This is a genomic window from Nonomuraea thailandensis (assembly GCF_024172165.1).
GTDB lineage: Bacteria > Actinomycetota > Actinomycetes > Streptosporangiales > Streptosporangiaceae > Nonomuraea > Nonomuraea thailandensis.
The window spans coordinates 59,292-77,369 of the sequence record NZ_JAMZEB010000001.1 but is presented as its reverse complement, the minus strand read 5'-3'; the positions used below and the strand labels follow the sequence as shown (position 1 = coordinate 77,369).

Genomic DNA, 18,078 nt, shown 5'->3' with positions numbered 1-18,078 from the left:
CGATCATGTCCAGGAGCGTTGAGTCCGCTCTGAGCTTCCGGGTTCTGCACCATGACGGGTTGCTGAAGAGCAGCGCCCCACCCTTCCCGGCCGGGTTCATCGTGAGGTCGATCGATGGCCCAGTCGGGGCGGCGGGGACGCAGCGAGGGCAGCCTGCGGATGACGCGCTGCTTACGAACAGCTCCCACAAGCGCAGCCGGCCCCTGGATGTCCAGGGTGATCGTCTGCGCCGTGGCCGGTCGGCCGCCCCTCTCCCTGCTCATGTCGGGGTGCACAGATCCATCACAGCGCTGCGTAGTGCCCTGCGAACAGGAGAGGATAGAGGAGAGAAGCGGAGAGTCCCCCGTCCCGCGAGGTGAGCCATGGGCAAGGCGCGTAAGCCGCCGCCGGCGTGGGCTGTGCGGCTGAGGGCGGAGCGGGAAGCGCGCTTTTGGTCGCAGAAGGAGATGGCCAGACAGCTCTATGAGGCCGCCCCGCCCGAGGTGCAATCCACCTTTCCGAGTAGGGCATCCGTCATGCGGGAGCTCCGCGATTGGGAAGCGGGCAGGTGGAAGCCCGGCAGCAGATACAAGAGGCTGTACGCCCTCGCGTTCGGGATCGACGAGAGCGTCCTGTTCGGCGACACGTTCAAGCTTCCGGGCAAGAGCCCCGAGGAAGTTCTCGCCACGATCCTGCCTGGCAGTGACTCGCTTGCACCTCTCGCCACGAGAGCGGGTCGCCGCATAGGCGAGACCACGATTGAGGACCTGGCCGCCCGCGTCCACAGCATGCGCCTGGCCGACGACATCCTCGGCGGTGAGGACCTTATCGTGCCTGCGTTCCGCGAATTGGACGCCGCTGTGCGCCTCTATCGGGAGGCTACCCACACTGAAGAGACTGGGTGGAAGCTGCTGGCCGTGATCGGCGAATCAGCACAGATCGCCGGATGGATCGCGTCGGACGCCGGCCAACATGAGCAGGCCGCGCAAGCGTACGGGCTCGGCATCAGCGCGGCGAAGGAGGCAGGAGACGCGGTCCTGGAATCGAACCTCATTGGCTCGCTCGCTTACCAGGTGTCGAATGTGGGAGACATGGGCAGCGCGGTGGTACTCGCTCATGCCGCGGTGAAGGCCGCACCCGTGCACTCTCCTCCGCGAGCCCGCGCGCTGGCTTGGGACCGCCTCGCGTGGGCACACGCCCGGAACAGCGACGCGCAGGCGGCGATGCGAGCACTCGGCGAGGCCAGCGACGCCCTGGCCAGCGATCGGGGACAGCCCGGCCCTGGCTACCTGTATTGGGTGGATGCCGGAGAGCTCCAGGTTATGGAAGCGAGGGTATATACGGAGCTGCGGCGCCCGCTTCGGGCGGTCCCTCTGCTGACGGATGTGCTTGCCCGCTACAACACGACCCACACGCGCGAACTCGCGCTGTACCTATCGTGGCTCGCGGTGGCGCTCGCGGATGCGAACGAGCCAGAGGAAGCGGCGCATCAGGCGCGCCGGATGTTGGAGATGTCAGCGGACGTAGCGAGCGACCGAACTCATGACCGCTCGCTCGTGGTGCTCAACAAGCTGACGTCGTACGCGGACGTGCCTCAAGTGCGGGAACTGCTGGCTGACTTCCCGGTGGATGGGTGATCAATCCCCGCGGGCTCCGGAAACGAGGAAGGGCCCGGTCCACCTCCCGCAGGAGGTGGACAGGGCTCGGTCTGTCCCAGGACGAACGTTACCGCTGATCAGGCGACGGGTCCGCGACGGGCACCACGAGGCGATCGGATGCTACTGCTGATCCGTCGACAGGTCGGCTCCCACGATGCAGACACCATGTTTAGCGGAGGCTGGTCTCCTCCAACGTCCGTGGGGAGCTGGGTGAGGTCGGGGTGAGTGAACGTCCGGGTGCCGTTCACGTTGTAGAGGTTGGGGAAGGCAAACATCGGGCTCGTCACGGCGAGCGCCGGTTGCCGAACGTCGTACGTGGGAACGAACGCGGTCAACCAGATCACCCGGTCTTCCGGCTCAGTCGTCAGTGGAGTTGCCAGCGGAGAGAACCGCCATCCGGCCCCGATGAACAGTGGACGCGTTGAACGTCCACGTCAGGCCCGAGAGGGCGCCGCGGGCCTGTGCTTCACCTAGCAGGGTTTGCATGATGAATCCGGACGTAGCCGCTGCGCTGAACACGCGGTTGCCGTTCGTGGGCTCGATCGAACTGCTGGCGTACGTGACGGCCTTCTGCAACGTCCACAAGTAGCCGGGGCAGTCGAACTGCCACATCCCAGCCTGGTCGACCTGGTCGCCTTGCCGCTGGATCAGCAGGAACCGGCCTCCGGGAACTCGAACCACGTGTTGCCGTCCGAGGACCACTGCAAGCCGATCTCGCACGGCGTCGCGATCAGGTCGGCACCAGGCGCCTGCGTGCTGTAGCTGAACCTCAGCGACGGGATGTCGTTGAAGGGGAACGCCGCTTGGATGTGCAGCGGGTGGGCGAGGAGGCCGCGCCGGTCGCCGTTCGGGTCGAAGGCGATGAGTCGGAGGTCGAAAGGCACCAAACACCCCCTGGGCCAGCACCTTAACGCCGACAGCCACTCATAATTATCGACCAAATACTCTGAGTTAAGACGCTCAAGATCATGTACGCATTACTTGCGCGCCGACTAAGGCAAAAGAATGGCTTTGCGGCGACACAAGACCCGCTAGACTGGCCGCCGGAACTCATTGCTTTGCAAGTCCCTGCCTCGTGGGAGTTTCTTGCGAAGTGCCCGAATCGGACACAGAAGTCCTATTTGGGCACTTCGTGGAGACAGCCGAACGGGTTGGCCTACCAGGCCAGCCCGAGGAAGGGTGGCCAATGCAAGCGATGGGCTCTGAAGATCCGGACGGGCAGTTGATCTTGCTGCTTTCTGCAGCTAGCGATCATCTTGTACGACCTGGCTCTGAAGATGAAGGGGCTCAGCTAGCGCTATCACGCTAGCTGAGCCCGCAACGAGGACCCCGCTCATGGTTAGCGCCCTGCAGCGGGGTTCTCCCTTGTTACGCTCGACATTAGGCCGTGCACAGCAGGCCATGCGGAGCGTTACTGGGCCAAGTCTAGCAACTTTGCAAGTTGGTTGTAGCAGTCATCTGCCAGAATCTACATTAATACCCATCACTACAATGCAACCTAAGAACTCTTCTAAGGCTTCTCAGGAAGGCTTCTTAGTATAGGGACTCACGTCTTCTTCTACACGCACTCATCGCACCTTCTCAATACCTCAAGACATCACTCCTCGAACCCGCTTGACGGCGATGCCGCAGGTGGGAGGCCCCATGGATACCGTAAGGTGAGGAGCAACGCACGTTAGGCCCTTGGAGGAGCGGCATACTCTGGTCCTTCCAGTGGCCATCCGCCTCGGCGTCGAACGCCCCCTTCTGGACGGTCTACTCTTCCTGGACAGACCGCCGGGAGCATACGATGGGCCGGCTCGGCCTCCTCCTGCAAGCCCTCCCAAGAACTCCGAAGCTGCAGGACAGGCCGTCTGACCTGCACAGCGTGGTAAGACTTGTTACCATCTGGCAACCAGGATTATCAGAAAAGCCGCGCTGATCGTCCTGCTACAGGTACGCGCGGCGCGCTCGAACCTCGAGTCCGGACGTCGTGGTGGTACCGGTCGCGGTGCACGAGATGAGCACCGCGCGACTGAATGGGTCTTGTACGGCCATCGCTGGCGTCAGGTGGATCCACCGGTTCGCCGAGAACGGGCCAACCACCGAGACCACGCCCGTACGGTCAGTGCCCGCTGCCGGGGCCCACGTGTCTGTCGTGACTACAGCGGCACGCATCGCTTTCGCGTCGATCAGCAGCCGTTGGCCGGCCGTCAGCGTATTGAAGCCCGACGTAAGCAAGCCGACACTCCCGCCGCTGGCCACGTCCCTGACCGTGATGTCGTGGCCGGGCCGGTCACACGGATCAGGACATCCACGATGGGCACGGCGCTTCCGGCGAGTGTGGTCACGGCCTGATCTTAGGTGTTCGCTGACCCTGCCCAGGTGGTGATCGTCTCGTCTCGCCAGTACACGCCGGGCACCTCAACCACCACCTGTAGGCGTGCACGAGCTGCACCGACGTTGATCTCTGGGTCTGACGCGGCCGTGATGGTCACGTCCGTGACCCGGACGATCGGGCCTGCTTGGTAGCGCAGGCTCATGAGCCGGTTGCGACCTCCGAGCAGCGCCGTCAGCGCCTCCAGGTTGGTCTCCATCTGCGCATAGCCGCCGTCTGTCCCGGCCGGGGTCGCGCCCGTCACCACGAACGTCAGCGAGAACGACGTCGCCTCGTGATCGAGCCCCACGAACGGCAGCTCACCGGCACGGCAGGTGACCGAGACGCGGACCGCGCGAGCACCCGGAATGGACGACGCTGTGTGCCTCGCTTGAGCCGCCAGCAGCCCGCCGGGTGATCCAGCCCAACCCCGTCCAATGTGTACGACGGCATGTCAGATCACCCCCAGGGCGCCCGCCAGCTGCAAGCCCCTATTGACGGAGGTCGAGGTGGGCTCTGTCTACACCGGCATTCTGCCATCTCCATGAACGCTATGAGGATCAGCGAACAACAGCGGGCCGACGCGCTCGCTCAGCGCGCTGAGGACAGACGCGAAAAGGCGCGTGCGGGCGGTCGTTACGCTCTTGACTGCGGAGGATGTCAGAGCCAGCGCAGTTCGTCCTGGACGGCTGTGAGCGTTGCGGTGTCGTTTCGTCGGGGGCCATCGGGCTGGTGGGTCTGGACGCAGGGGCGGAGTCTGATTTCGATTCTTTCCAGGGCGTTGGGCAGCCATCGGTCGAGGTATTCGGCGGCGTCGCTGGCGGTTGCGCCTTCCCAGAGGTAGGCGGTCTTCCAGGCGCAGTACAGCATGGAGATCTCTTCGATGATGTCCCAGTGGCGGGGCCAGCAGGGCTGGATGGCGCGTTGGGCGGCCGGCCATCCGAAGAGCACTTGGGTCAGCCAGTCGCCGAGTTCGCCGAGCCGGTCGGCTTTGCGCCTGTGGGGCGTCTTGGGCCAGCACCAGGGTTTGGGTGGGGGCTCGAGCTGGGGCGTTGCGGTTGGTGTGGTGCTGGTGGTGGTGGTCAGGCTGGTGACGATGCGGGACAGGTGCTCGAGGTCGGCGGTGAGGGCGGCGAGGGTGTCGGATGGGTCGTCTGGGTCGGTTGGGCCGGCGTCGGGGTGGTTCATGGCCGGTCAGTTCAGCGGCGTTTGATGTGCCAGGGCCGGGAGGCTCGTGTCTGCCCGCTCGGCGGCGGGGTGGTGGTGGAGGAGGAGGGGCTGCGCGTGGGTGCCGCGTGTGGGGCGGGCGCCTGGTTTGCGGGTGGGGCCGGCGGTGTGGGGGTGAGGCGGGGGAAGGGGATGGTGCCGTCTTGGCTTTTCCAGCGTTTGTAGTCGGCGCGTTTCCACACTTGTTCGGCTCGCACGATGGTGGGGGTGGCGTTGCGGCGGACGACCAGGGCGCGCCAGGTGGGGAGTCGGCGGGCTTGGTCGGGTGGTAGGACGGGGACGGTTTCCCAGCGGCGGGTGTAGTGGGGCTTGCCGGAGCTGTCGATGGATTTCTCGCGGTAGGCCAGGGTGATGTCGCCGCACAGGTCGGACATGACTTTCAGGTCGTGGGGGTCGGAGGTGGCGCCGAACAGCATTTTGGCTTTGCAGTTGTTCCACAGGGTGGTGGCGCCGTGTTCGGTCCAGCGGTGCTGGAATTGCGACCAGGATTGGCCGGCGATGATGAAGACGAAGCCGGAGCCTGCGGCGGTGGCGATCCAGCCGGGCAGTTGCGGGATGGGGCAGATGTGCGGGGCTTCGTCGAGGAGGAAGGTGACGGGCGGGTCGATGCGCCGGTTGAGTTGGGGGGAGGCGAGCATGCGGGCTTGGTGGTGGATTTCGGCGACCAGGGTGGCGAACAGGATGGGGGTGGCGGGGTTGGTGCTGTCTCCGGAGATGAGGTAGAGGGTGCCGCGGCGGCGCAGGAAGTCTTCGAGGTCGAGGCTGTGGCCGGGGGGTGGGCAGAGCATGTGGGCGATGGCGGGGTCGTCCATGCAGCGCAGGACTTGGCGCAGGGTGAGGTAGATGGAGTCGCGGGTGCGGACGTGGAGGTTGTGGTAGCGGCGGATCAGGGCGGCGGCGCGGGTGGTGTTGTGGCCGGGGCGGGGCCGGGTGAGGATCTTCAAGGGGGTGGGGTCTTCGTTCATGCTCCAGGCGTCGACGTGCTCTAGGGTGAGGTTTTCCAGGTCGGCTGCGTACAGCAGGGCGGCCAGGGTCATGGCGGCTTGGTTGGTCCAGAAGGTCTGGTCGGTCAGGCCGCTGGTTTCGGTGGCGGCGACCATGGTGGCGGCGCGGCGCAGGGCGGTGGCTTGGTCGTGGCAGCCGTGGACGGGTGACCAGCGGATGGTAGAGGCCCAGGTGCCGAAGCGTTCGGGGTTGAACAGTTCGGCGTTGCCGCGCAGGCCGGCGGTGAGGTCGACGATGTCGTCGCGGACGCTGGTGACGATGGCGGCGCCGGGGGCGTCGATGATCCAGCCGGCCAGGTGGGCGGTTTTGCCTTCCTTGTGCGGGGCCAGGCACAGGATGTGGTCTTCGAGGGTGGCGTAGGTGCGGAAGCGGATGAGCCAGCCTTGGGCCCAGCCGAGGAACAGGGCGATCTCGTTGTGGCGGACGACGTGGCGGGCCCACCAGCCGCGCAGGCAGGGGCGGGCGCGGCGGGCGACCTTGCGGGCGGCGGGCAGCCCGTAGTGGAGGTAGAGCTCGAGCCTGCGGGCGAAGCCGCGTCCGGGGTACAGGCGCCAGCGCAGGCGCCACCACAGGGCCAGGCCGCTGCGGCGGCGCGGGTTGCGGAGCCGGTCTGCGGCGAGGGCGAGGAGCGCCAGGGCCAGCAGGGCGGCGGCGGTGGCCAGGGGCCATGACGTGAGGGTCGTCGCGGGGAGCAGGGTGGTCATCGGGGTGGTCATCGGGTGATCCTAGGAGGATGGGGCGGGCGGCGGCCGGGGGTTAGCCGGTGGGCGGGTCGTCGTGGCAGTCGTCCCAGGTCAGGCAGGCGGGCGTGCGCGTGGTGGGTGGTGTGGGGCGGGGTGGTTCTTCGGGGCCGGTGCCGGTGCGAGCGCGGGTGGGGCGGACGGTGAGGGTCACGGTGGTGGTGATGGCCGGGTGGGGGTCTGGAGAGGGCCGGGCTGTGGTCTGCTGCGGTCGTGGTGAGCGGGTGCGGGTGGGTTCGGGTCGCGGGGTGGGCGAAGTGGCGCGGGTACGGGCGGTGGTCGGGCGGGGGGTGAAGGTGTGGCGGGCGGCCGGTGTGCCGCTCGACGGCGGCGCGGTCGGATGAGCGGTTGAGGGTGATGTCGGCGCGTTGGCTTGCGGAGGGGGCGTGGTGGGCAGGGCGAGCCAGATGCCGAGGCCGGCGCTGGCGACGAGCGTGGCGATCGGGGTGATGATCCGCCAGCGGGAGCGGGCCGGTTCGGGGCCGTACCAGTCGTCGTCCGCGGCGGCGGCCGTCGGGGCGGCGGGGATGGGGTTGTGCAGGCGACGGCCGCTGAGGGGCGAGGGTGGCGGGGGCAGGTCCTCGTCCGTCGGGAGGCTTTGCGGGGCGGGGTGCGGGTCGGGGTCGAGGTCGGTTTCGATGGGGTAGCCGCCGTCGGCGGCATCGGTGAAGGCCCGTGGCGCTTCGGAATCGGGATCGGGGTCGGGGAAGAGCCGGTCGTCGGGTCGCATCCGGAGGTCGTGGCCTCTCCACAGGCGGGCGCGGGGCCTGCCCGTTCGGGGCGGTGGTGGTCACAGCAGGATGAACACTTCACTGACTGCTTTGGCGAGTTCGGTCAGGTCGGCGGTGATGCTGCGTTCGGTGGAGGCCGGGTCGACGATGACGGCCAGGCGTCCTCGCAGGCGCTGGCTGGTCAAGGTGGTCCACAGCGCGTTCGGGGCGAGGCCTGCGTCGAGGAGCCGGTAGGTCTGGGTGCCGTCGACGGCCTTGTGCCCCCACAGGGTGATGGTGGGCACACCAAGGGCGAGCGCGGTGCCGATGCGGGCGTCGATCTGAGCAGTGGCCTGCTTGTTGTCCCACGGTGAGGTTCCGCCAGCGTGGGCCAGACCGTACTCGCGGCCGCGTACCTGGGCGAGGGTGTCCCATTCCAGAGCGCGCACGCTCATCCATTGAGCGCGGGCGGCCAGCGCTGGTGTAATCGCGGTAGGCTTGCCGGTCTTCGCATCCGGAACCTGGTACTGGGCGTAGGTACGGCCGAACAGCCCGGTGGAGATCTCCACCCGGTCGACGGCGCGCAGTGTGAGGTAGCGGGTGATGTGCTCCTTGGTGGCTAGCGGTGCCTTGGCGCGCATGGCCCGGATGCAGGTCTTGGCCGCTCCGCAGCCGAGTTCTGGCACCACCACGCCGATGGCCAGGTGCTTGCCGGGCAATGCGGCCCGCAGATCCTGGCCGGCGCGCGTGAGAAAGCGGGTGACGTCGGCGGCGGTGGTGAAGCCGGTGTAGCCGAGGTTGTCCGCGAACTTCACGCCGGTCACGCCGGGCTGCTGGGCGGCGGCCACCAGGTCCTGGAGCGCGGTGGTGTACGGGCGGTCGCCGGCGAGGTAGTCGTCGGCGAGGTCGCTTTCCACCCAGATGCGTAGCCGGAGACGTGACGCCGCGGCGGCGGCGATGGCTTGGGCGGCCGTGCTGTCCTGTGCTGGTGCCGGTTTTGACGAACTCGGTGTGGCGGTGGGGGGTGGCTCGGCGGTGGGCGTGTCAGGGGGTGCGGTGGTGGAGGTGAGGGTGGGTGCCGCGGTGGCGGGGTTGCCGTCGGGCGGGGGTTCGTTCTGTCCGGTGGTGCTCGGCTCTGTGCCGGCCGGGGTGCTGGCCGGTGCGCTGGACGTCGCCAGGCTGGCTGGGGCGGGGAGCACGGCGGTGGCGTCGATCGTCTGGGCTGGGCTGCGGGGCGGCGCGGTCGAGGGCGTTGCGGCAGTGGACGTCGCGGTTGGGGATGGTGCGGTTGGGGATGGTGCGGTTGATGGTGGCGTGGATCGCACGACCCATGCGCCGTTGACGTATCCCTCGTAGGTGACCTTGCGGGTGACTTGGTCGGTGCACCGGTACCAGCCGGTGGGCTGCTGCTGGCACAGGGTCTCGCCGCCCTTGCAGGTGCCCGTCTTGGCCAGGTCGCTCTTTTGGTTGCAGCGGATGAACTCCGGCGGCAGGGGCTGGGCGCGTTCGAGGTTGGCGCCGTCCTCAGCCAGCCAGAACTGGGCGGCCGCGGCGGCGTCCTGGGGCGGGTTCAGCCAGCGGCAGACGACGTAGCTGGGCGTGTCGGCGGGCAGCGTGTCGTGGCAGGAGTCGCCGCGTTCGACGTCGGCGGGCTGCTCGGTTGCCGAGGCGGTGCCCGGGGTGGGGCCGCTGCCGGGGATGAGTCCGGGCTCGGCAGCGGCGACGAGGGGCAGGAGCAGCGTCAAGGTGATGATGACGCCGGCGACGGCGAAGCGTCGTTCCCGCCGGGTCATGCTGCCGAGAAGGGGTTTCACGTCGCTCTCTCCTCGAGGGTCAGCCGTTGCGGCAGTTGGACCAGTGGCCCTGCCGGTCGCCGCCGTGGGTGACCGATCCGGTGGGGATCCAGTCGCCTTTGTCCGCCTTGACGGTCCACGAGATGGTGAGCGTCAGAGTTCCGCTCGCCGTGGTGGTGCCGTCGGTGGTGCGGCCGTCGCCGGTGGTGGTGCCGCTCCAAACGATGGTGGCGGTGCCGGATTCGGTGACGGTGGTGCAGCCGGGACGGGAGGCGGGCGCCGACACGCTGATCCGGGTGGCGGAGACGGCGATGCCGTTGGTGCCGGAGGCGGAGGTGATGCTGCAGGTTCCGGTCGAGCACAGCAGGGCGAAGGAGCCGCTGCGGCCGCTGCCCAGCGACAGCGAGGAGGGCGACAGGCTGGCCGTGGGCGGCAACGGCTTGGGCAGGGTCTGCGCGGCGGCGGCGCTGGCCGGTCGTCGGGTGGCTGTAGGCCGATCTGGCCGGTGGCCGGTGCGGGGGCGTTCCCGGTTGCCGGTGGGGCGGTCGCCGGAGCCGGCGTTGGCCGGTGCGGCGGTGCGCGTGGGTGTGGGAGCCGGCGCTGCCGGAGTGGCTGGACGGGAGCTCGGCCGGGTGGTGGCAGGAGCCCGGGTGGTCGTGGTCGTGGGTGCGGTGGTGGAGGGTTGGAGGGTGGGCTGGCCGGCAGGGGGCTCGTCCAGAAGGAGCAGGTCCGGCGGCAGGGTGGTGGCGGACAGGGTGGCTGGCAGGGTGGTGGCCGGGGCGGCAGCAGGTGCCATGTCCGAGGCGTGCGGGCGAGGTTGCAGTTCCGACCAGACGGCGCCGGCCGTGAGGATGGCGGTCACGGTAGCGGCGATGAGGCCGCCGACCCGCAGCACGGGCCACAGTGGCCTCAGGGACAGGCGAGCCTCGGGGTTGGCCTCGTCGTGGCGGGGTTCCCAGAACTCCTCGTGGTCCGAGGCGTTGCGGTTGCGCTGCTCCCAGGCGCGAAACTCTCCCGCTCGGCCGGTGGACGGCGGCGAGGGGGCGGCGCCGCCGGGTGCTGTGGGGGGTCGTGTGCTGCGGATGGCGGCGAGCGCCGGAGTCAGCGTGGGGGTTTGTTCGGGGAACCCGTCGGGGCGCCAGCCGCCCTCGGCAGGCAGGGGTTGTGCTGAGGTCAGGCGTGTGGCCAGGGTGGCGGACGCGGCGGCGATCGGAACCTGGGCGAGCAGCCCGGCGGCGGTCGCGGTGCGTGGTGCTGCCAGGCAGCGCGCACAGGCGGAGACGTGACGGGCCAGCGGCGCCGATCCGGGCGGAGCAGGCGCGGCTGCTAGCTGGACCGGCGCCGGGCAGCCGTCGCTGGTGCGGGCCGCGTCCATGGCGGCGACCAGCCGTTCCAGGTGGTCGCTCGCCGCACGGATCAGGTTCTCGACCTCGACCGCGCCGGCGTCGAAGATGAGGGCGATCTCCACGGCGGTCAGGCCGTGCCGCAGCGCCAGGTCCAGCACCTCCTGATGGGCCTCCTCCAGGGTGGCCAGCGTGGTCAGCAGCAGCGGGTCGCAGGTGCTGCCGGGTCGGGTCCAGCCGTCCGGGCCGCCGGTGCCGGCGCTGCTGTTGGTGCGGCGCCGGGTGCGGTGCGCGCGGGCCAGGGCATACAGCCAGGCGCGCTGATGCTGCGGCTCGTGCAGCCGGTCGGCGTGGTGGTGGCCGCTCACCAGGGCGCCCCGAGCCGCCCGCTCGGCTTCGGCGGGCGGCAGCGACGTCCGGCAGTAGTCGAACAGGACGGCCCCGTAGATGTCGCATAGCTCCTCCGGTTCCATGGCGGGCAGTTCCTCGGGCGTTGCGGCGGCGGGCTGGCGCGCCTTGCGGTGCCGGGGTTCGCGGCGCATGAGCTCGCCGGTCAGGCCGATGAGGAGGTGAGGGCGGGCTGGCCGGTGGACGCCAACGCGGCGCGGATCTGCTCGGTGGAGCGCACCGCGCCGCAGCGCTGGCCGATGTAGCGTAGGGCCATCTCGTGGTGCTCGCGGGAGAAGTCGGCGACCGCGTCGGCGACGACGAACGCCTGGATGTCGTGCATGAACGCGGACAGCGTGGTGGCCAGGACGCCGATGTGGGCGTACACGCCGCAGATGATGAGCTGGTCGCGGCCCAGCTCGGTCAGCGTCTCATCCAGCAGGGTGCCGAAGAAGGCGCTGTAGCGGTGCTTGGTGATCCGTGCATCGCCCGGGCGGGGTGCGAGCGCACCCGGGACGCCGACGTCGCCGTCGTCGGCGCTCGGGCCTGCGCCCCACAGATCGGCCAGCAGGCCGCGGTCGTCGACGTGCTGGCCGCCCGGCTGCAGGCTGAACAGGACCGGGACGCCGGCCTCGGTGCACCGCTCGCGGAGCGCGAGGGTGTTGGCCATCAGGTCGGCCAGCGGGGCCTCGTCGGCGGCGAACGGGCGCAGGAAGTAGTGCTGCAGGTCGTGGATGAGCAGCACGGCGCGGCCGCGGTCGAGCTGCCAGCCGGCGCTGGCTCCGCTGATGTCGGCGGTCAGGGTGGCAGCGGTGGTGGGCGGCAGATCGTAGGCGGGCAGCGCGGTGGGCAGCGACATCACAGGGTTCCTCTCGGTCTGAGGGAGAACAAGCGGAGGGCCGGTCGGGGAGAGCAGGAAGGGGCGTGCGGGAGGCGTTAGCGGGCGGGGCGGACATCGAGGGCGTCGAGCATGACGCCGAACTTGGCGTTCGTCTCGGCCAGCTCGCCGGCCGGGTCGGAGTCGGCCACGATGCCGGCGCCGGCGTACAGGCGCAGCCGCCGGTCGCCGTCGAGCACGGCGCAGCGCAGTGCGAGGGCCCATTCGCCGTCGCCGGCGGCGTCCGTCCAGCCGACGAGGCCGCAGTAGTAGCCGCGTTCGACGCCGCCGCCGCCTTCCAGCTCGGTGATGAGCGCGAGCGCGGGCTCGGTCGGCGTGCCGGCGATGGCCGGGGTGGGGTGCAGCGCGGTGGCCAAGGCGAGGCTGGAGGGCGCCGGGTCGGTGAGCGTGCCGGTGATCAGTGTGGACAGGTGCCACAGGGTGGGGGTGGCCAGGAGGGTGGGTTCGGCGGGCACGTGCAGGTCCTGGCAGAAGGGGGTCAGCGCGCGGGCCACCTCCTCGACGACCAGGCGGTGCTCGTGCCTGTTTTTGACCGAGGCCATCAGCCCTTCGGCGGCTTGCCGGTCGGCGGCCAGGCCGGCGCCGCGGGGGGCGGATCCGGCCAGCGGGTTGGCCACGATCGTGCTGACGCCGTCCTGGGTGCGGCGGGAGATGAGCAGTTCGGGGCTGGCGCCGATCAGGGTGCGGCGGGTGCCGATCGGAACGGCGAAGGTGTAGCCGTGGCCGCCGAGGTGGCGCAGCAGGCCGGGCACGCTGAGGCGGCGGGCGCTGGTGACGGACAGCGCGCGGGCCAGCACGGCCTTGTCCAGCTCGCCGGCGGCGATGCGGTCGGTGGCACACCGCACGGCCTTGACGTAGTCCTCTTCGCTCGGCACGGCGGTGATCGTCACCGGGTTGACGCCGCAGCGGAAGTGGTGCTGGCGCGGCAGCGGCCCGGCGCGGGTGACGGTGTCGCACAGGGTGAGGCGGCAGGCCAGGCCGTCGAAGCTGACGGCGCCGACGGCCAGGCAACCGGTGGGGCGGTGGGCCAACAGGGCGGCCAGCGCGTCGGGCAGGCAGTCCAGGCCGATGCCGGTGAGCGGTTCGCCGTTGTGCGCGAGCAGCGTGGCGGTGGGGCCGGCGAACAGGGTGTCGCCGGGGCGGTAGGCGCGGATCGGCGGTGCGACGTACTCGGCGAGGGCGGGCGCTTTGGGGGGCAGCAGCACGAGCGGGTTCTCCTTGGACATAGGGCGGCAGAGGCGCGGGCTGAGAAGGGTGGGCGGGTCAGTCGGCGAGGCTGGCGCCGCCGTCCAGGTGCAGGGTCTGCATGGTGATGTGGCGGGCGTGCTCCGACAGCAGGAACAGCGCCGCGGCGGCGATGTCGGCCGGGGTGGCGATGCGGCGTAGCGGGATGCCGAGGCGGAACTGCTCCGGCACGCCGGCGATGGCGCTGGCCGGGTCGTGCCCGGCCTGGCGGAGCATGGGTGTGTCGGTGGAGCCGGGGGCGATGACATTGCATCGGATACCAACACCGGCCAGTTCCAGGCCGAGACAGCGGGTGAACATGGTCGCGGCGGCCTTGGACGCGGCGTAGCCGGCCAGGCCCAGGCGCGGCACGCTGGCGGCGTTGGAGGTGATGGTGACGATCGCGCCCTGCCGGTGGGGGATCATCTGGCGGGCCACCGCCCGGCACATGTGGAAGACGCCGTCGACGTTGACGGAGAAGAGCCGATGCCAGTCGGCGTCGCCGAAGTCCGTGACCGGGCCGCGGTGTAGCAGGCCGGCCACGTTGACCAGCAGCCGTGGCGGCCCGTGCTCGGCCGCGGCAGTGGCCAGCACGGCGTTCACGGCGGCGGGGTCGGTGACGTCCAGGCGGTGGGCGCTGGCCGTGTGTCCGACCGCGCTCAGCTCGGCGGCCAGTTGGTGCGCCCGTTCGCCGTCGTGGTCCAGCGCGACCACGGCGGCTCCGGCGCGGGCCAGCGCGGTGGTGATGGCCGCGCCGATGCCGCCCGCCGCCCCGGTCACCAGCGCCGTCTGGCCGTCCAGCCCCCATCCGGCGGTGTGCGGTGCCGGCCAGGTCCGGTCGGCCTCTGCTGCCGGGGACGCGGGCTGCGCCCTGATGCTGTTCATGGCGTCGCCGCATCGGTGAGCGGTTCCGTCCACCACCGGCAGGGGGTGATGTGGGCGTGCAGCAGCAGCGGATAGCCTTCTGGCGCGGCCAGCCAGTCCGCCAGCGGCGACAGATCGGCCACACGTCGGACGACGATGCTGGGACAGCCGTGCCCGGCCGCGATCAGCGTCAGGTCGGCCACCTGCCCGGTTGTGCTCTCGTCCAGGTGCTGCTCCTGGTCCTCGTCATAGACGACGATCAGCAGCCGGGCGCGCAGGCGGGCCGCGCTCTCCAGGTCTGCGGCGGTCGTCAGGGCGCTGCCGAGGCCGAGCGTGGTCACGGCCAGCCGGTCCGGTCTGGCCAGCGCCGCGCCGATGCCGCTGGCCAGACCGAGCCGGGAGCCGGCCAGCCGGAAGGCGCCGGCGTCGGGGGTGCGCAGGTAACTGAGCGCGTGGCCCATGAGGGGTCCGTGCTCGACGGTCAGGGTCCGCTCGCCGGGCAGGATCGCGTCCAGCGCCAGCGTCAGGGTGCGCGGGTCGATCCGGTCGGCGGGCTCCAGCGTCGGCTGGTAGCCGATGTCGTGCCAGTGCCCCCGTGTGGTGATCCGATGCCGCACCTGCGTCGTGCGGTAGCCGCCCTGTGCGGGTAAGGCCTGCCGGACGGCGTGCGCGGTGCGTGCGCAGTCGCCGAGCACGCCGAGGTCGATGCGCTGGTGCAGGCCCAGCGCGGCGGGGTCGAGGTCGATTTGGGCCAGGTGGGCCTGTGGCGCCATCTGGCCGTGCCGGGTCGTCCACGCATCCAGTGAGCACCCCCAGGCGATCACCAGGTCCGCGGCGGCCAGCAGGTCGGCCATGTCGGGCGGCGCCAGGACTCCGGCGATGCCGAGACTCCACGGATTGCCGGTGAACCCCCCGCAGGCGGCGGCGGAGGTGGCCAGCAGCGCGCCCGCCTGCTCGGCGAGCGCTTCGAGCTCGGCCCGGGCGCGCACGCTGCCGCGCCCGGCGAGGAACACCGGCCGGCGGGCGCGGCTGAGCAGCTGAGCCAGGTCCTCCACGACGGCGGGGTCGGCCATCGGTGCGGCCAGCAGCTCCATCGGCGGTTCGGCGTCCGGCACCTCCCCGGTGTCGCAGGGATCACTCGCGGTGCCGTGCGAAGCGCGGAGGTCGGGGAGGCAGACGACCACGGGTAGCCGGTGCTCCTCGGCCACGCGCGCCGCGTCCGCCACGACGCTGCCCACGGGCCGAGAGCCGGGCAGGTCATAGGTCAGCGCACCGGCGGCGTCGGCCAGCGTCAGATCGGCCAGGATGCGATCGCCGGGAGCGGGACGCGCAGGAGGGGTGAAAACGAGCAGAGGAGTGCGGCTGGCGACCGCGTCCAGGATGCCGGGCAGGGCGGCAGCCAGCGCATCGCTCGCCGCCAGCATCAGCACCGCCGGCCGCCTTCCGCTGGCCAGGGTGGAACCGCAGGCCACGGCCACGGCTCCGGCCTCGTGCCGGGCGGCCACCACCCGAACCTGAAGCGGAGCCAGGGCGAAGGCCAGATCGGCGGTGTCCTCGCCCGCCGTGGTGAACACGTCGGTGATGCCGAGGCCGGCCAACGCGGCGCCGAACGCCTCCGCCGATGGAAAGGCGGGCTCGCCGTGGACGAAGTGGCTGCTCATCGCGCCCGGTCCTGCCCTGCGGCTGCCGGGGAGGGCGGGTTCAGCGCGGCGAGGAGGGCATCCAGGTCGGCGATGCCCTGCCGGGCGGAGGTGATGATGGCGCGCAGCCGCTCCACCGAGCGGATGTCGCTGGTACGCAGCATCGGCAGGGTGTCGACGAAGCTGTCCCACTGCTGCGGCGCGGGCGAGGCGGCAGCGCGCGGCTGGTAGGGCGGCCGGCGGGGCGCTCGGGCAGGCGCGGCGCTGCCCGGAAGGGCAGGGTCTGCGAGGGTGGTGGGCGAGGGGGCGGTGTCCAGGACCGTCATGCGGGACCTCCACGGGGCGATACGACGGTGGGCAGGCTGGCTGGGGCCACCCGCACGGGTGTGTGGGATCGGCGGGGATCGGTCAGGCTGGCCAGTTCGGCCTCGGCCGCGCTGGCCATGGCCTCCAGACGAGCGCGCTGGCGCAACAGCGCGGATCGCAGCGTGTCCACGTCTGCCGGCGCGGGGGGCGTCGCACCGGCAGACGTGGAGGCCGCGCCGCCCGGCGCTGCGACGGGGTGCAGGCGCCCGGCCACTGGCCCGGTCCGGACGGCACGAATCAGGCCGGCCAGCGCCAGCAGCAGGGTGACGGCGAAAACGCTGGCGAGCACGTCGCGATAGCGCATGGACACCTGGCCGGGGAAGGGGTCCAGGTAGGCGAGCGCGGCCGCGGGCCCGAGCGCGCCGCCGAGCATGCGGGCGGTGCTGAGGGCTCCCACCGCCAGGGCGTAGCGGTCGGAGGGCACGCCGGAGGTGCCGGCCAGGGTCGCGGTCGTGGACAGCACCCCGTACCCGCAGCCCAGCAGGACGAGCCCGGCCTGACCGGCAGCGGAGGTGAAGGGCACGGTGGAGAGCATCAGCAGCGCGGCCGCGCTGAGGTAGCCGCCCGCGTAGATGGTCCACGAGGTGCCGGCGCGGCGGGCCAGCCGCGCGGTCAGCAGGCTGGCCGCGATGACCGCCGCGGACAGGGGCATCAGTACCAGACCCACGCTCGCCGGACGCAGACCCATCTCCCGCAACAGCAGGGGAGCCATCGCCAGGATCGGAAAGGCGCACGTCCCATACAGCAGCGAGGTCGCCATGCCCCACCCGAACCCGGGGCAGCGCCACAGGCTCGCATCGATCCCGCCGGTAGGGTGGTGCCGGGTACGCACGGCGGCCAGCACGAAACCGGCCGCCGTCACCAGGGCGGCGCCCGCCGCGGCCGGTGAACTCCATCCCCACTGCCCGCCGAGCGAGATGAGCAGCACCAGCGCCGTGGTGGCGGCCACGAGCGCGGCCATGCCCAGCAGGTCCGGCCGCGTCCGCCGCACCGCCTGGGTGCGGGGCAGGCCAGCGACCAGGAGCAGCAGCGCGGCGGCGGTGGCGGTGAGCGGCAGATACAGGGCGCGCCAGCCATGGGTGTCGAGCATCCACCCGCCCAGGGCGTGCATCAGCAGGCCGCCGCATCCGGTGGCCGCGCTCCACAGCGCGGCCGCGCCGCCGCGCCGACGTTCCTGGCTGCGGCTGGCGAGCAGCAGCCCCAGCGCCGACGGCAGCATCATCGCCGCTCCCACCCCTTGGACCGCCCGCCCGGCCAGCAGCACCAGCCAGGAGGTGCCGAGTGTCATCGCCGCGCCACCTGCGGCGAACAGGGCCAGGCCGGCGGCCAGCACGCCCCGCCGGCCGAGCAGATCGGCCAGTCGCCCCCCGGCGACCAGCAGTCCGGCGATCCCGGCCAGATTGATCGTGACCAGCAGGCTCAGATGCGTCAGCGGAACCGCCGCGGTGACCGGATCGCGCTGGAGCATCGGAACGATCAGTGTGGCCGCCAGGGTGTCCGCCATCACGACGGCCGTAACCGCCGCGCAGACCGTTGCGGTCAGCACTCTCGAAGGGCCGCGGTGGGAGCTGGCCACCTCGGCGGGTGACGGCCGGGGCGGGGTCTGCGCTGGCAGCGCGTGCCGCGCCGTCATGGCGTGCTGGCTTCCGGCCGGTGGTGGACGGGTAAGCCTTTAGAACGGGCGGCTTTCCGTACCGGCCACGGTGGAGAGATCACCGCCGCACCATAGAAGTTACGGGTGTGAGCGCGGTTACGGTCTGGTGTTGGCGGGGGCCAATGTTCGGTGAGATTTCGCTGAGGAGTCCCCACGGACGGACTCATGTCAATCTGGGCTCTCCCGCTCGGGACGGTGCGATGAGCAAGCAGCTGCGTTATCGCAGACCAGGAA

At 70.8% G+C, this 18,078-nt stretch carries 14 protein-coding genes; 1 reads left to right on the top strand and 13 read right to left on the bottom strand.

Translation table 11 applies throughout. From position 1 onward, the window contains the following. The first annotated feature begins 362 nt into the window (after positions 1-362). Positions 363-1,616 carry an NsdA family TPR-like regulatory protein gene (locus HD597_RS00330; RefSeq protein WP_253739430.1) on the top strand — a complete coding sequence of 418 codons (1,254 nt, stop codon included), beginning with the start codon at positions 363-365 and terminating at the stop codon, positions 1,614-1,616. A 668-nt stretch (positions 1,617-2,284) separates the two neighbouring features. On the opposite strand, the gene HD597_RS00325 is transcribed toward HD597_RS00330, so the two are convergent. The 13 genes from HD597_RS00325 to HD597_RS00265 form a co-directional block, all read right to left on the bottom strand. Next, complete coding sequence (locus tag HD597_RS00325; protein WP_253739429.1) at positions 2,285-2,521, bottom strand: hypothetical protein; 237 nt, start codon at positions 2,519-2,521, stop codon at positions 2,285-2,287. Positions 2,522-3,976: 1,455 nt separating this feature from the next. Next, positions 3,977-4,303, bottom strand: coding sequence for a hypothetical protein (locus HD597_RS00320; protein ID WP_253739427.1), 327 nt, complete (start codon positions 4,301-4,303; stop codon positions 3,977-3,979). Positions 4,304-4,653: 350 nt separating this feature from the next. Further along, on the bottom strand, positions 4,654-5,181 hold the full coding sequence (locus HD597_RS00315) for a hypothetical protein (RefSeq protein WP_253739426.1): 528 nt from the start codon (positions 5,179-5,181) through the stop codon (positions 4,654-4,656). 11 nt (positions 5,182-5,192) lie between these two features. Next, positions 5,193-6,941 carry a type IV secretory system conjugative DNA transfer family protein gene (locus HD597_RS00310; protein ID WP_253739424.1) on the bottom strand — a complete coding sequence of 583 codons (1,749 nt, stop codon included), beginning with the start codon at positions 6,939-6,941 and terminating at the stop codon, positions 5,193-5,195. 40 nt (positions 6,942-6,981) lie between these two features. Continuing rightward, the gene (locus HD597_RS00305) at positions 6,982-7,695 is read right to left on the bottom strand and encodes a hypothetical protein (protein ID WP_253739422.1); all 714 of its coding nucleotides are present in this window, start codon (positions 7,693-7,695) and stop codon (positions 6,982-6,984) included. Between the two features lie 60 nt (positions 7,696-7,755). Further along, entirely contained in the window at positions 7,756-9,489 is a 1,734-nt protein-coding gene (locus HD597_RS00300; RefSeq protein WP_253739420.1) for a hypothetical protein, read from the bottom strand. A 19-nt stretch (positions 9,490-9,508) separates the two neighbouring features. Then, a complete protein-coding gene (locus HD597_RS00295) occupies positions 9,509-11,353 on the bottom strand; it encodes a hypothetical protein (RefSeq protein WP_253739419.1) in 1,845 nt (614 codons plus the stop codon). 11 nt (positions 11,354-11,364) lie between these two features. Continuing rightward, complete coding sequence (locus HD597_RS00290) at positions 11,365-12,057, bottom strand: isochorismatase family protein (protein WP_253739417.1); 693 nt, start codon at positions 12,055-12,057, stop codon at positions 11,365-11,367. A 77-nt stretch (positions 12,058-12,134) separates the two neighbouring features. Next, positions 12,135-13,301 (bottom strand): isochorismate synthase, encoded by a 1,167-nt coding sequence (locus tag HD597_RS00285; RefSeq protein WP_253739415.1) that lies wholly within the window; start codon positions 13,299-13,301, stop codon positions 12,135-12,137. A gap of 58 nt (positions 13,302-13,359) precedes the next feature. Next, a complete protein-coding gene (locus HD597_RS00280; RefSeq protein WP_253739413.1) occupies positions 13,360-14,205 on the bottom strand; it encodes a 2,3-dihydro-2,3-dihydroxybenzoate dehydrogenase in 846 nt (281 codons plus the stop codon). Continuing rightward, entirely contained in the window at positions 14,202-15,845 is a 1,644-nt protein-coding gene (locus HD597_RS00275) for a thiamine pyrophosphate-binding protein (RefSeq protein WP_253739411.1), read from the bottom strand. The genes HD597_RS00280 and HD597_RS00275 overlap by 4 nt, the downstream gene beginning before the upstream one ends. Continuing rightward, positions 15,842-16,150, bottom strand: coding sequence for a hypothetical protein (locus HD597_RS00270; protein ID WP_253739409.1), 309 nt, complete (start codon positions 16,148-16,150; stop codon positions 15,842-15,844). Before HD597_RS00270 ends, HD597_RS00275 begins: the two co-directional genes overlap by 4 nt. Next, positions 16,147-17,694 (bottom strand): MFS transporter, encoded by a 1,548-nt coding sequence (locus HD597_RS00265; protein ID WP_253739407.1) that lies wholly within the window; start codon positions 17,692-17,694, stop codon positions 16,147-16,149. The genes HD597_RS00270 and HD597_RS00265 overlap by 4 nt, the downstream gene beginning before the upstream one ends. Positions 17,695-18,078 lie beyond the last annotated feature (384 nt).